Origin of the sequence: Sphingomonas arantia, from assembly GCF_042682045.1 — a bacterium.
GTDB lineage: Bacteria > Pseudomonadota > Alphaproteobacteria > Sphingomonadales > Sphingomonadaceae > Sphingomonas_R > Sphingomonas_R arantia.
The window spans coordinates 151,126-164,497 of record NZ_JBHUGS010000001.1; the positions used below are offsets into that span (position 1 = coordinate 151,126).

At 68.6% G+C, this 13,372-nt stretch carries 12 protein-coding genes; 5 read left to right on the forward strand and 7 right to left on the reverse strand.

The features are described from left to right. Position 1: 1 nt before the first annotated feature. The 4 genes from ACFSGX_RS00765 to ACFSGX_RS00780 form a co-directional block, all read right to left on the reverse strand. On the reverse strand, positions 2 to 415 hold the full coding sequence (locus tag ACFSGX_RS00765) for a VOC family protein (protein WP_157176666.1): 414 nt from the start codon (positions 413 to 415) through the stop codon (positions 2 to 4). A gap of 45 nt (positions 416 to 460) precedes the next feature. Next, positions 461 to 1,123, reverse strand: coding sequence for a tetratricopeptide repeat protein (locus ACFSGX_RS00770; RefSeq protein ID WP_380926732.1), 663 nt, complete (start codon positions 1,121 to 1,123; stop codon positions 461 to 463). Beyond that, a complete protein-coding gene (locus tag ACFSGX_RS00775) occupies positions 1,120 to 1,851 on the reverse strand; it encodes an alpha/beta fold hydrolase (protein WP_380926733.1) in 732 nt (243 codons plus the stop codon). The genes ACFSGX_RS00770 and ACFSGX_RS00775 overlap by 4 nt, the downstream gene beginning before the upstream one ends. Before the next feature lie 181 nt (positions 1,852 to 2,032). After that, a complete protein-coding gene (locus ACFSGX_RS00780; RefSeq protein ID WP_380926735.1) occupies positions 2,033 to 3,343 on the reverse strand; it encodes a dicarboxylate/amino acid:cation symporter in 1,311 nt (436 codons plus the stop codon). Between the two features lie 218 nt (positions 3,344 to 3,561). On the opposite strand from ACFSGX_RS00780, the gene ACFSGX_RS00785 reads away from it, so the two are divergent. Both ACFSGX_RS00785 and thrS read left to right on the forward strand, forming a co-directional pair. Then, positions 3,562 to 4,254: a hypothetical protein gene (locus ACFSGX_RS00785; protein ID WP_380926736.1), complete on the forward strand. Its 693-nt coding sequence runs from the start codon at positions 3,562 to 3,564 to the stop codon at positions 4,252 to 4,254. 47 nt (positions 4,255 to 4,301) lie between these two features. Beyond that, a complete protein-coding gene (thrS, locus tag ACFSGX_RS00790) occupies positions 4,302 to 6,293 on the forward strand; it encodes a threonine--tRNA ligase (RefSeq protein ID WP_380926738.1) in 1,992 nt (663 codons plus the stop codon). Between the two features lie 133 nt (positions 6,294 to 6,426). On the opposite strand, the gene ACFSGX_RS00795 is transcribed toward thrS, so the two are convergent. From ACFSGX_RS00795 to ACFSGX_RS00805, 3 genes are all read right to left on the reverse strand, one after another. Then, on the reverse strand, positions 6,427 to 7,629 hold the full coding sequence (locus tag ACFSGX_RS00795) for a pyridoxal phosphate-dependent aminotransferase (RefSeq protein WP_380926740.1): 1,203 nt from the start codon (positions 7,627 to 7,629) through the stop codon (positions 6,427 to 6,429). Between the two features lie 64 nt (positions 7,630 to 7,693). Then, the gene (pabB, locus tag ACFSGX_RS00800) at positions 7,694 to 9,442 is read right to left on the reverse strand and encodes an aminodeoxychorismate synthase component I (RefSeq protein ID WP_380926741.1); all 1,749 of its coding nucleotides are present in this window, start codon (positions 9,440 to 9,442) and stop codon (positions 7,694 to 7,696) included. Continuing rightward, on the reverse strand, positions 9,439 to 10,797 hold the full coding sequence (locus ACFSGX_RS00805) for an MATE family efflux transporter (protein WP_380926743.1): 1,359 nt from the start codon (positions 10,795 to 10,797) through the stop codon (positions 9,439 to 9,441). The genes pabB and ACFSGX_RS00805 overlap by 4 nt, the downstream gene beginning before the upstream one ends. 220 nt (positions 10,798 to 11,017) lie before the next feature. On the opposite strand from ACFSGX_RS00805, the gene msrA reads away from it, so the two are divergent. The 3 genes from msrA (at position 11,018) to infC (ending at position 13,218) form a co-directional block, all read left to right on the forward strand. Then, positions 11,018 to 11,713 (forward strand): peptide-methionine (S)-S-oxide reductase MsrA, encoded by a 696-nt coding sequence (gene msrA / locus ACFSGX_RS00810; protein ID WP_380926745.1) that lies wholly within the window; start codon positions 11,018 to 11,020, stop codon positions 11,711 to 11,713. Positions 11,714 to 11,769: 56 nt separating this feature from the next. Then, positions 11,770 to 12,561, forward strand: coding sequence for a transglutaminase family protein (locus ACFSGX_RS00815; RefSeq protein ID WP_380926746.1), 792 nt, complete (start codon positions 11,770 to 11,772; stop codon positions 12,559 to 12,561). Between the two features lie 114 nt (positions 12,562 to 12,675). Then, positions 12,676 to 13,218 carry a translation initiation factor IF-3 gene (gene infC, locus ACFSGX_RS00820; RefSeq protein WP_373285298.1) on the forward strand — a complete coding sequence of 181 codons (543 nt, stop codon included), beginning with the start codon at positions 12,676 to 12,678 and terminating at the stop codon, positions 13,216 to 13,218. The last annotated feature ends 154 nt before the right edge of the window (positions 13,219 to 13,372 follow it).

A 13,372-nucleotide genomic window follows, 5' to 3' on the forward strand; every position in this document is an offset into this window, starting at 1 on the left:
CTTACCAGGTCCCGGTGTTGGGCATCGAGGCCCAAGGTTCCTGCGGCGGCAGCGTGCCGTTCTGGAGCAGTTCGACGGAAATGCCGTCGGGCGTCTTCACGAATGCCATGTGGCCGTCGCGGGGTGGACGGTTGATCGTGACGCCGGCGTCCGACAGGGTCTGGCACGTCGCGTAGATATCGTCGACCTGGTAGGCGAGATGGCCGAAGTTGCGGCCTGAGCCATACTCTTCCGGGTCCCAGTTGTGGGTCAGTTCGACCTGCGCGTCTTCCTGGCCCGGCGGGGCGAGGAAGATCAGGGTGAAACGACCCTTTTCATTCTCCATCCGCTTGACCTCTTTCAAGCCCAGCAGTTGGAAGAAGCGGATCGTGGCGTCCGGGTCCGAAACCCGGATCATGGTGTGGAGATAGCGCATCCTTCGTACGTAGGAACCGCGGCGGCCGGTGCAATGCCGTGGGGGTCAGCGGCCGGTGGGCGACACCGGTTTGGCCGGCATCTGGGCGATGCGGGCGGCTTCCTCGGTGATCTCCGGCGCCCTTGGATCGCGGGTGCGCGCCTCGGCCAGGTCGCGGACTGCGCGGCGCTGGTCGCCCTGTCGCCGGGCGAGCGCGGCGGACAGCAGCCAGGCGAGCGGATCGGCGGGGACGAGTTTCAGCGCCTGATCGAGATCGATGCGCGCCGCGGGCAGGTCGTTCAGCGCGACGCCGGCGCGGGCGCGGTCGAGATAGGCCTCGCCGCGCATCACGTCGGTCAGCACGGGGAGGGCGAGCGCCTTGTCGAGATCGCCGCGGGCCTTGGACGGGTCGTCGGCGGCAAGTGCGGCGTTCGCGGCCTGCACCCAGAGGGCGGCGGCGCGGCCGTCGCGGGCGGCCTCCGCCTCGGTCGCGGCCTGGGCGAAGGCGATTTCCGCGGGGGCCCATTTTTCTTGCGCGACATAGGCGAGGCCGAGGCAGAGCCGGGCGGGGAGGCCGCCATTGGTCGCGGCCCAGCGTTCGCCCTCCGCCACCGCGGCGGCGGCGTCGGTCTTGATGAGCGTGGTGCAGGCTTCGAAGCGCTTGGTCGCAACGGTGGGCGGCGCGGCGGGGCCGGCGGCGGCCTGAAGCAGGAGGAAGAGAGCGATCATAGCGTGTCCAGCAGCCGGTCGACCGTCGCGATCAGCAGGGCGATATCCTGCGGCCGCGACAATCGGTGATCGCCGTCCTTGACGAGGATCGTCTGCACGTCGGCTGAACGCAGCACGTCGGCGAGGCGGAGGCTGATGGCGAACGGTACGTCGCGGTCGGCCTGTCCGTGGAGCAGGCGAACGGGGACGTCGATCGCGATCGGGGTGTCGAGGAGGAGGAGGGAGGCCTGGCCGCTTTCCCAGAAGCGCTGGGTGATGACCATCGGGTCGCCATAGTCGGACGGTTCGACGAAGCGGCCGTCGCGCGCCATGATCGCGCGGGCGGCGTCGTCATAGCCCCATGCGGTGAAATCGGGTGCGGCGGCGATCCCGACGAGGCCCGCGATCCGGTCCGGCCGGGCAAGGGCGACGAGCAGCATGAGCCAGCCGCCCATCGAAGAGCCGACGAGCAGGATGGGGCCTTCGACGACGGTATCGATCAGCGTCAGGACGTCGTCGCGCCAGTCGGTGAGGATCTGGTCCTCGAACGCGCCGTCGCTGGTACCGCAACCGGCATAGTCGAGGCGGAGCATCGCGCGGCCGGTGTCGGCGGCCCAGGCGTCGAGCGCAAGCGCCTTGGAGCCGGTCATGTCGGACGCATAGCCGGGAAGGAAGACGATCGTCGGGCCGGTGCCGGGGCGGTGGTGGTAGCTGAGCGCTGGGCGGTCGGGGCGGGTGTGGGTTGGCATGCTTGGGGTGTAGCATGGAATTGGTGGGGGAGGCGTTGCGTCTAGGCCCAGGCTTTCGCCAGGGAACTTCCAGCGTTTGCTGCCGACCTGTCTACACAGCCTTAACCGTTCCCCGGCGGAGGCCGGGGCCTTGATGCAACTGGTTCACCTAGGCCCCGGCCTGCGCCGGGGAACATACCGATCAGGCTTGCGGGTCGATATCGAGGCCCGCGCGGCCGGCGGCGGCCGTGCGGGTGGGGGCGTGGGGTGGTTCGATCTCGGCGGGTTCGCGGACCTCGAGCTGGCCTTCCCACTTTGCCACCACCACCGTGGCGATCGCGTTGCCGACGACGTTGGTGCCGGAGCGGCCCATGTCGAGGAACTGATCGACCGCGAGGATCAGGATGAGCCCGGCCTCCGGAATGCCGAAATTGCCCATGACGGCGGAGATCACGACGAGGCTAGCGCGGGGGACGCCGGCCATGCCCTTCGACGTGATCATCAGGATCAGGACCATCGTGATCTGTTGACCGACCGAAATGTCGATGCCGTAGAGCTGCGCGATGAACAGGCTGGCGAAGGTCATGTACATCATCGACCCGTCCAGATTGAACGAGTAGCCGAGCGGCAGGACGAAGCTGGCGATGCGGCGCGGCACGCCGAACCGGTCGAGCGCCTCCAGCGTGCGGGGGTAGGCGGCTTCCGACGATGCGGTCGAAAAGGCGAGCAGGATCGGTTCGCGGATGTAGCGGATCAGCAGCGTGATGCGCGGCCCGATGAACACGAATGCGGCGAAGAACAGCACCAGCCAGAGGATGGCGAGGCCGAGATAGAAGCTGCCGATGAACTTGCCGAAGGTCAGCAGGATCGTGAGGCCGTTGACCGCGACCGCGTGGGCGATCGCGGCGAACACCGCCAGCGGGGCGGCGCGCATGACATAGTCGGTGATCTGCAGCATCAGCGCGACGAGCGATTCCATGCCGCGCACGATGGGCGACGCCTTCTCGCCAATGGCGGTCAGCGCCACGCCGACGAACAGCGCGAACACCACGATCGGCAGGATGTCGTTCTTCGCCATCGCGTCGAAGATCGAGGTCGGCACGATATGGGTCAGGAAATCGTGGAGATTGAATGCCTTGGTATCGAGGCCGAGCGTTTCGGTGACCGGGGGCAGCGGGAGCGAGAGCCCGCGGCCGGGGCCGAGCAGGTTGACGAGGATGAGCCCCAGCGTCAGCGAGACGACGGTGGCGGACAGGAACCACGCCATCGTTTTCGCGCCGATCCGGCCAAGTGCGGCGGTGTCGCCCATATGCGCGATGCCGACGACGAGGGTCGAGAACACGAGCGGCGCGATGATCATCTTGATCAGCCGCAGGAAGATGTCGGTGACGATCGTGAAGCCGTCGGTCGCGCCCTTGATATCGGCGGGGGCGATCATGGCGTTCATCACGAACCCGACCACGATGCCGAGCACCATGCCGATGAGGATGTAGAGGGTCAGGCGCTTGGCCAAGGCGTGGCTCCGATATGGTGTCGGCCCGGGTTAGAGCGGGAAAGGCGGGGCAGGGTCAAGTTTTGTGCTGCTGTGGGCTTTGGGTTCTGAAGCAGGGGCGGCCTCCAAGGTCGTGACTTAGGGAACGGTAGCACCCACCCCCCAACCCCCTCCCTTGAAAGGAAGGGGGCTTTGCTGGCGTGACTGGAACCGGCGTCGACGATATGCGTCGAGACAGCATGATCCAGTTTCTCGCCTTGGCCGCCGTCACTTCGATCGCGGCACCCGCGCCGCGGCCGGGATGGTTTCTGTGTGATTCGGTCGATGCACCTGTGGCGGCGCTGGTGGGGTCTCTGGAGCGGGGACAGAGCCTGATCAGCGTCGTTTCACGTGGAACGGGGGCGGTCGTGACGCGGCGATACGCGGTCGGGGCGGCGGAGGCGGGGATGAGCCAGGTTCATTATCCGCTGACACTGGCGGGGCGGCCGGCGGGCGATCTGCACTATGTGCAGCCGGCGGTGCTGGCCGATCCGACGACGGCGCGGACGCCGACCTTTACGTCCGTCACGCTCGACGGGCGGACGCTGGGGTGTCGTTGGGTCGCGAACACGCTGTTCATGGGGCTGACCGCGCGGCGCAGCTTCCTGGTGACGGAGGATGGGCGGCAGATCGTCTATCGCAGTTTCGACGCGGCCAGGCGCGGGCCGGTGGTGCAGACCGCCGGGATCGGACGGAGCAACGCGGCCACGCTGACCGTCGGGCGCGGGGTGCGCAGCCGGGTGGGGGCGGCGACGCGGTTCCGGTTCGTCAATCTCGGCTACCGTTATGACGTCATGGTGCCGGATACGGGCGCGGCGCGGGTGTCGGTCAGCCGCGGCGGGCGGGTGCTGCAGACCGAGACGCTGCTGGGCTATACCCTCGCGAAACCCTGACAGTCCTGGCTTGCCCCCCGTTGCCGGGCTGGCGCATAAGCCCGGCCATGACACAGATGTTCCGGATCACCCTTCCCGACGGCTCGTTGCGTGAGGTGCCGGCCGGCACGACCCCGGCCGATATCGCCGCGGCGATCGGCCCGGGCCTCGCCAAGGCGGCGATCGCGGCGCGCGTCGACGGGTCAGTGCGCGATATTATGCGGCCGTTCGACGGCGACGCGCAGCTGGCGCTGATCACCGCGAAGGACGAGAAGGACGCGCTTGAACTGGTGCGCCACGATCTGGCGCATGTGATGGCGGAGGCGGTGCAGCACCTGTTTCCCGGCACGCAGATCACGTTCGGCCCGGCGACCGACGACGGCTTCTATTACGACTTCGCGCCGAAGGATCGGCCGTTCACCGAGGAGGACCTGCCCGCGATCGAGGCGGAGATGCGGGCGATTATCGCGCGCAACGAACCGTTCGTGCGCGAGGTGTGGAGCCGGCAGCAGCTGATCGACCGCTGGACCGAGCAGGGCGAGACGTTCAAGGCCGAATGGGCCGCCGAGCTGCCCGAGGGCGAGGAACTGACGATCTACCGCCAGGGGGCGTGGCTCGACATGTGTCGCGGGCCGCACATGGTGTCGACCGGCAAGCTCGATCCGGCGGCGTTCAAGCTGACCCGCGTGTCGGGCGCGTATTGGCGCGGTGACCAGAAGAACGCGATGCTGAGCCGGATCTACGGCACCGGATGGCTGAACAAGAAGCAGCTCGACGCGCACATGACGCGGATCGAGGAGGCGGCCAAGCGCGACCATCGCCGCATCGGGCAGGAGATGGACCTGTTCCACCTGCAGTCGGAGGCTCAAGGGTCGGTGTTCTGGCACCCCAACGGCTATCTCCTGTGGCGCCAGCTGGAGGCGTATATGCGCCGCCGGCTGGACGCGGCGGGCTATGCCGAGGTGAAGACGCCGCAGCTGATGGATGCGCGCCAGTGGGAGGCGTCCGGCCATTGGGGCAAGTACCGCGAGAACATGTTCGTGGTGCCCGACGAGGTGCCGAACACCGAGGACGAAGGCCCGGTGCTGACCGGCGAGGGCGACCTGATGGCGCTGAAGCCGATGAACTGCCCGGCGCATGTGCTGATCTTCCGCCAGGGGATCAAATCGTACCGCGACCTGCCGATGCGGCTGGCGGAGTTCGGCTGCTGCCACCGGAACGAGCCGCACGGCGCGCTGCACGGGATTATGCGCGTGCGGCAGTTCACGCAGGACGATGCGCATATCTTCTGCCGCGAGGATCAGATCGTCGAGGAGGTGCGGCTGTTCTGCGACCTGCTCGATACGGTGTACAAGGATCTCGGCTTCGACAGCTATGCGATCAAGCTGGCGCTGCGGCCCGACAAGCGGTTCGGGACCGAGGAGATGTGGGACCGGGCGGAGGGCAATCTGCGCGATGCGGTGCGCGCCGCGGGCCGGGCCGGGCCGGAATATGGCTGGGAGGAACTGCCGAACGAGGGGGCGTTCTACTCGCCGAAGCTGGAGTTCCACCTGACCGACGCGATCGGGCGGACGTGGCAGTGCGGGACGATCCAGCTCGACTATGTCCTGCCCGAGCGGCTCGACGCGAGCTATATCGGCGAGGATGGCGAGCGGCATCGGCCGGTGATGCTGCACCGCGCGATCCTCGGCACGTTCGAACGGTTCCTGGGCATCCTGATCGAGCATCATGCCGGGCGCTTCCCGCTGTGGCTGGCGCCGGTGCAGGCGGTGGTGGCGACGATCGTGTCGGATGCCGACGACTATGCCGGTGAGGTGATGAAGCAGATGGCCGCGGCCGGGCTGCGTGCGGACCGCGACGTGCGGAACGAGAAGATCAACTACAAGGTGCGCGAGCACAGCCTGGCCAAGGTGCCGGTGCTGCTGGTGGTCGGCAAGCGCGAGGCGGAGGAAGGCACCGTTGCGATCCGCCGGCTGGGCAGCCAGGCGCAGACGATGATGCCGCTGGCGGATGCGATTGCGATGTTGAAGGCGGAGGCGCTGGCGCCGGATCTGGTTTGAGGGGTGGGGCGCTGTAGTGCGCTAGCTTTTTGATCCACACCCCGACCCGTTTGGTTCGAGCTTGTCGAGAACTCAGCGCGGAGTTCTCGACAGGCTCGAACCAAACGGGTCGGGGTGTGTTTGGTGCTAAGGTTTAGCGCAGCGCCGCGCAGGCGGTTGCGATGCGCTTGCAGGCTTCAGTCAGGAGCGCTTCGGACGTGGCGTAGCTGATCCGGAAGGCGGGGCTCAGGCCGAACGCGGCGCCGTGGACCGCGGCGACGCGGGCTTCGTCGAGGAGGTAGGTGACGAGCTGTTCGTCCGTTTCGATCACGGCGCCCTTCGGCGTGGTCTTACCCATCAGGCCGGACACGTCGGGATAGACGTAGAACGCGCCTTCCGGCGTGGGGCAGGCGATGCCGGGGATCGCGTTCAGCAGGCCCACGACGAGGTCGCGGCGGCCCTGGAACGCGGCGTTGCGTTCGGCCAGGAAATCCTGCGGGCCGTTGAGCGCTGCGACGGCCGCGGCCTGTGCGATCGAGCAGGGATTGGAGGTCGACTGCGACTGAAGCTTGGCCATCGCCTTGATCAGCCAGGTCGGGCCGCCTGCATAGCCGATCCGCCAGCCGGTCATCGCATAGGCCTTGGAGCAGCCGTTCATCGTCAGCGTGCGATCGTAGAGGTCGGGGCAGACCTGCGCGATCGTGGCGAAGCGGAAGCCGTCATAGACGATGTGTTCGTACATATCGTCGGCGAGGATCATGACGTGCGGGTGGCGGCGGAACATCGCGCCGAGCGCTTCCAGTTCGTCCGCTCCATAGGCCGCGCCGGTCGGGTTGGACGGCGAGTTCAGGATCACCCACTTGGTGCGCGGTGTGATGGCGGCCTCGATCTGGTCGGCGGTCACCTTGTACTGCTGATCCGCGCCAGCCGGCACGATCACCGGGGTGCCGCCCGCAAATTCGACGATGTCGGGGTAGCTGACCCAATAGGGCGCCGGGATCACGACCTCGTCGCCCGCGCCGACGGTGGCGACCAGCGCGTTGAACAGCGTGTGCTTGCCGCCGACGTTCACGCTGATCTGGTTGGCGGCGTAGGTCAGGTCGTTGTCGCGCAGGAACTTCGCGGCGATCGCGGCCTTCAGCTCGGCGGTGCCGTCGACATTGGTGTACTTCGTCTTGCCCGCGCGGATCGCCGCGATCGCGGCGTCCTTCACGAAATCGGGGGTGTCGAAATCGGGTTCGCCGGCGCCCAGGCCGATCACGTCGATGCCCTGCGCCTTCAGGTCCAGCACGCGGCTCGTCATGGCGAGCGTCGCGGACGGCGTGATGCGATCGAGGCTGGCGGAGGTCGTGGTCATGTCGCGGGGCCTTTGCGTGCCGGGGCGTCCGGCGGGGGCGCGATAGCCCGTGCAGGCGCAGCTTTCAACCTGCCGTCGGCGCCAATCGCGCAACGATCAGCCCGCGGACCGCATTGCCGACGAAGAAGCCGTTGCCCAGGTCTTCGCGCGTCAGGTCCGCCGTCACGGCGCGGCCGTCCGCCAGCAGCCGCGCGCACAGGACGCCGGGTAGCAGGCCGCCGTCGGGCGCCGGCGTGCGCAGCGGACCGTTCGCGGACGGAACGAACAGGCTGGTGAAGCTCCCCTCCGTCAGGCGGCCGTCCGGCGCCTCGAACAGCACCTCCCACGTCCCCGCCGCGGCGCGTGTCGCGTCGTAGAATTTGCGGTCGCTGGTCTTGTGGGCGAGCCGGAAATCTCGGGCGTCGACCGGCAGCGGCACGATCGCGATGTTTACCGGCTCGACCGGGGCGGGCGGCAGCGGCGTGGCCACGATCGACACCGCGCCGGACCGCGCCATCATCAACCGCACGCGCATGTCCGCGCGCAGCGGGAAGGTCGCCGCCTGCAGTTCGTTGCGCACATCGTGGCGGTCGAACGCGAAGCCCAGCGCGGCGCAGGATCGTTCGAGCCGCGCCATGTGGAGGTCGAGGTTGCACAACCCTTCGAGCGGATCGAAGCGCATCGTTTCGATCAGGTCGAACGGGCGTGCGCCGGTGCCGACGAACCGCGCCTTGGCCTGCGCCTCCGCCCATTCGGCCCCGACGTTCGAGTCCGCGACGATCCCGGAGCCGAGGCCCATCGTGGCGGTGGCGGTGCCGGCGTCGATCCGGAGCGTGCGGATCGCGACGTTGAACGCGGCGTCGCCGTCCGGCGCGATCGATCCGATCGAGCCGGTATAGACGCCGCGGGGCCAGGGTTCGACCGCGGCGATGATCTCCATCGCGCGGATCTTGGGCGCGCCGGTCACCGATCCGCACGGGAAGGTGGCAGCCAGCACATCGACCGCGTCGCGGCCGGGGGCGAGCGTGGCGGTGACGGTGGAGGTCAGCTGGTGGATCGTCGGATAGGTTTCGACGGTGAACAGGTCGGGGACGCCCACGCTGCCCGCCACCGCGACGCGCGCCATGTCGTTGCGGAGCAGATCGACGATCATGAGGTTTTCGGCGCGCTGCTTGGGGTCCGTCGCCAGGTCGCGGGCGGCGGCTGCGTCGCGGGCGGGATCGGGGTCGCGCGTCGCGGTGCCTTTCATGGGCCGCGCGGTCAGCTGGTCGCCGGCGACCGTGAAGAACAGTTCGGGCGAGCAGGACAGCAGGTGCCGAGCGCCGTCCCAGACCAGCGCGCCCCAGCCGCCGCCCGCCGCCGCGCGCAATCGGGCGTAGAGTGCGCGGGGGTCGCCCGCGACGCGGATGTCGGCCGGGAAGGTCAGGTTGGCTTGGTAGATATCGCCGGATGCGATGGCGGCCTGCACCTGTTCGAACGCGGCGGCGTAATCGGGGAAGGCGATACGCGGGACGACCGGGCCGGTCGCGGCGCCGGCCGGGTCGGGGAGCCAGTCCGCCGCCGTGACCGGTTCACCCGCGGCGAACAGCCCGAACCAGCCGAGCGGCATTCCGGCGTTACCCGCCGTCGCTAGTCGTGGTTCGAGTGCGGCGCCGGCGCCGTAGGCGAGATAGCCGACGGCATGGAGGCCGTCGGCGCGGGCCTGTCGCAGGGCGTCGAGCAGGATGGGAATGTTGGCTGCCGTGTCGGCTTGCACGACGCGTACCGGATCGCGGTAGAGCGTCGCGTGGCCGTCCGGGCGCTGGTCGTCGATCAGGACGAACGGTGTCTTCATGACAGGCCGAGCCGTTCGCGTTGTGACCAGCGCACCATCATCAGGACGGACACCACCGCCAGCCCGCTTGCCAGCCCGATCCAGACGCCGATCCCGCCCATGCCACGGTTGAAACCGAGCCACACGCCGACGCCGAGCCCGATCACCCAATAGCCGACAAGCGCGAACGCCATCGGCCAGGCGGTGTCGTGCAGCCCGCGCAGCATGCCGGCGCCGACCGCCTGCGCGCCGTCGACGACCTGGAACAGCGCGCCGATCGCCAGGAACGAGACGGCCAGCGCCACGACTTCCGCATTGGCGGGATCATTCACGTCAAGGAACGCCGAGACGAGCAGCCGCGGGATCGCGAGCAGCACGGCCGCCATCAGGCACATGAAGCCGGTGGTCAGCCCGAAGGTGGTCCAGCCCGCGCGCGCTACCGCTGCCCGGTCGCCGCGCCCTCTGGCGAGGCCGACGCGAACGGTCACCGCCTGCGCCATGCCGAGCGGGACCATGAAGCAGAGCGCGGCGATCTGGATCGCGATGGCGTGCGCGGCCAATGAGGCGGTGCCGAGCAGGCCCATCAGGAACACCGCGGCGTTGAACACCGTCACCTCCAGCGCCAGCGTGACCGCGATCGGCAAGCCGAGCCGCCAGAGTTGCCCGAAGCGCGGCCAGTCGCTCCGCCACCAGCGGCCGAACAGATGGTAGCGCCGGAACCGTCGGTCGATCAAGACGACCGCGGCCAGCCCGCCGAACATCAGCAGGTTGGCGATCGCGCTGCCGATGCCCGCACCGACCAGCCCGAGCGCGGGGATGCCGAACGCGCCGAAGATCAGCACCGCGTTGATGCCGGCATTGGCCAGGATCGCCAGTGCCGCGATGGTGAGCGTCCAGCCGGGCCGGCCGACCGCGGCCATGAAGCTGCGCAACACGAGGAAACCGTAAGCCGGGAGCAGCCCCCACATCGTCGCGCGGACGAAGCCCTGCGCGGCGCGGGACAGTGCCGGGTCCTGCCCGAGTGCGATCAGGATCGCGGCGGCGTGCCACAGGATCAGCCAGAACGGCACGGCCAGCACGAGGGCGGACCACAGCGCCTGGCGCACGGTGCGGCGCACCTCGCGCACCGAATTCGGCCGCGCGCCGAGCGTGCGCGACAGCATCGGCGAGGCCGCGGTGACTACGCCGGTGCCGAAGAACAGGCAGGCGGTGATGAGGTTCACGCCGAGCGCGCCGGCCGCAAGCGTCGCCGGCCCGACCAAGCCGAGCAGCGCCACATCCGTCGCGTTGATCGCCGCCTGCGCCAGGTTGGTCAGCACCAAGGGCGCCGCCAGCGCCAGCGTAGCGCGGATTTCGGTACGGGTGGTGGGCGACATGGTCCCCCATAGCCAGCCCCGCCCGGCTCGTCACCCCGGCGGGCGTCTACGGCGGTTTCGGTACGGAATCGACGGGACAGTGGTGACGGTGGGGGCCATCGTCCGAGCGGATCGCGGACAGCGTGGGACCGATTGTCCGGGTGCGGCGGCGGTCCTTGCAACCGGGGGGGCGGGCCACGACGTATCTTCCACGGACAATGCGTGAACCACGAGGCCTGCCATGACCATTCGATCGTCCATCGTTGCCGCCGCCGCCGCCGGGATCATCGCGGTGGGCATGCTGAGCACCGTGTCCGCCGCATCCGCCGAAGTCGCGGTGCGGACGCCCGTGCCGGCGGTCGATCCGGCGGTGCCTGCGAGGATGCAGACCGCGGTCTTTGCCGGCGGATGCTTCTGGGGCGTGCAGGGCGTGTACCAGCGGGTGAAGGGCGTGTCGTCGGCGGTGTCGGGCTATGCCAATGGCGCGCGCAACACCGCGAACTACGACGCCGTGTCGGGCGGCGACACGGGCCATGCCGAGGCGGTGCGCGTGACCTACGATCCGCGCGTCGTGAGCTACGGCAAGCTGTTGCAGGTCTATTTCTCGGTCGTGGCCGACCCGACGCGGTTGAACGCGCAGGGGCCGGACCATGGGACGCAGTACCGCTCCGCACTGATGCCGACGACGCCGGCGCAGGCGCAGGTCGCGCGTGCCTATATCGCGCAATTGAGCAAGTCGGGCGTGTGGAAGCGGCCGATCGTCACGCGGATCGAGCCGATGAAGGGCTTCTATCCGGCGGAGGCGTATCACCAGAACTACCTCGTCAATAATCCCTACTCGCCGTACATTCGGGTCAACGACCTGCCCAAGGTGAAGGCGTTGCAGAGCTTCTACCCGGCGCTGACCCGGCCGCAGCCCGTGCTGGTCCGCGGGTGACCCGGTTCGGTCGGGCGCCGCTTGGCGGAACGGGTCCGACCGCCCATCTTGAGGGCATGCACGAAGATCTCCTCCACCTCGGCCTCGTCGACGACGATGCCATCGCGCTCGACCTGGCGGCGCTCGACCTGGCCGCGCTCGATCATCCGGGGGTCGACCTGGATCCCGCGATCGACCTGCTCGCGGCGATCGCCGACGGCGTCCGCGCCGGTGCCAGCGAGGCGGTCGATGCCGACGCGCGGGCTGCCGTGCTGGCCGAGGTCATTGCCGGCACGTTCGGGTTCGTCGGGGACCGCGAAGCGTATGACGATCCCGCCAATGCCGACCTGATCCAGGTGATGGCGCGGCGCCGAGGGCTGCCGGTCAGCCTGTCGATTATTTATGTCGCCACCGCACGGCGGCTGGGCTGGACGGCGGATGCGCTCGATATTCCGGGGCATGTGCTGGTGCGGATCGGGGGCGACGGCGCGTCGGTGTTGATCGATCCGTTCCGCGGCGGGATGGTCGTGGGTGTCACGGCGCTGATGGCGTTGCTCGGCCCCAATGCCGGCGCGACGATCGGGCCGATGTCGAACCGGTCGGTGCTGGTGCGGTTGTTGCTGAACCAGGCGATGCGGGCGGAGCAGGCCGGACAGAACGGCCGGGCGCTGACCCTGTTCGAGCGGATGACCACGATCGCGCCGGGGGCGGGCCATGCTTGGTGGGAGCGGGCGCGGCTGGAACTGGCCGGGGGGCGGGTGACCGCGGCGCGGGCGAGCCTGAGCGCCATGCTGGAAATGACGCGCGAACCGGTGCGGCGTGCGCAGATCGGCGATGCGCTGGCGGCACTGGCCGGGGCGGACGGCTAGCAATCGGTTGCGATCGACGCTTCTCTTGGTCGGGCACCCTTTCGCAAAGGCACGAAATCGCCTATATCAGCGGGATAGACGAACGGTCCGACAGGAGAAACGACCATACCCCCGATGATGCCCCGCCGCGGTTTCGCGCCGACGCCTTCCCCGCTGAACGGCCCCCGTTTCAACGAATTCATCCAGAGCCAGAAGGTGCGGGTGATCGATGAGAACGGTGAGAATCTGGGTGTGATGTTCACGCGCGAAGCGATGGAGCAGGCGCGCGAAGTGGGGCTCGACCTGGTCGAGGTGTCGCCCAACGCCGATCCGCCCGTCGCCAAGTTCCTGGACGTCGGCAAGTTCAAGTACGAGACGCAGAAGAAGGCCAACCTCGCCCGTAAGAGCCAGAAGACGCAGGAGATCAAGGAGATCAAGATGCGTCCGAACATCGACGATCATGATTATGATACGAAGATGAAGAAGCTCAACGAGTTCATCGACGAGGGCGACAAGGTCAAGGTGACGCTGCGGTTCCGCGGGCGCGAGTTGGCGCACGGCCAGCTGGGCATGAACCTGCTCCGCCGCGTGCAGGACGATGTGGTCGAGACCGCGAAGGTCGAGCAGCATCCCCGCATGGAAGGCCGCCAGATGCTGATGGTGCTGTCGCCCAAGTAACGCGACTCGTATCATTTCGGATCGGTCGAGGCCGTCCGCCCCAAGCCGGGGCGGGCGGCCTTTCTGCATCTGCGTTGCCGATGCCGCAGCCATGACGCGACGTCAGGGCGCCGGCGCGCCGGTCGTCATGCTGCAATCGCGAAGGTCGGCAAAG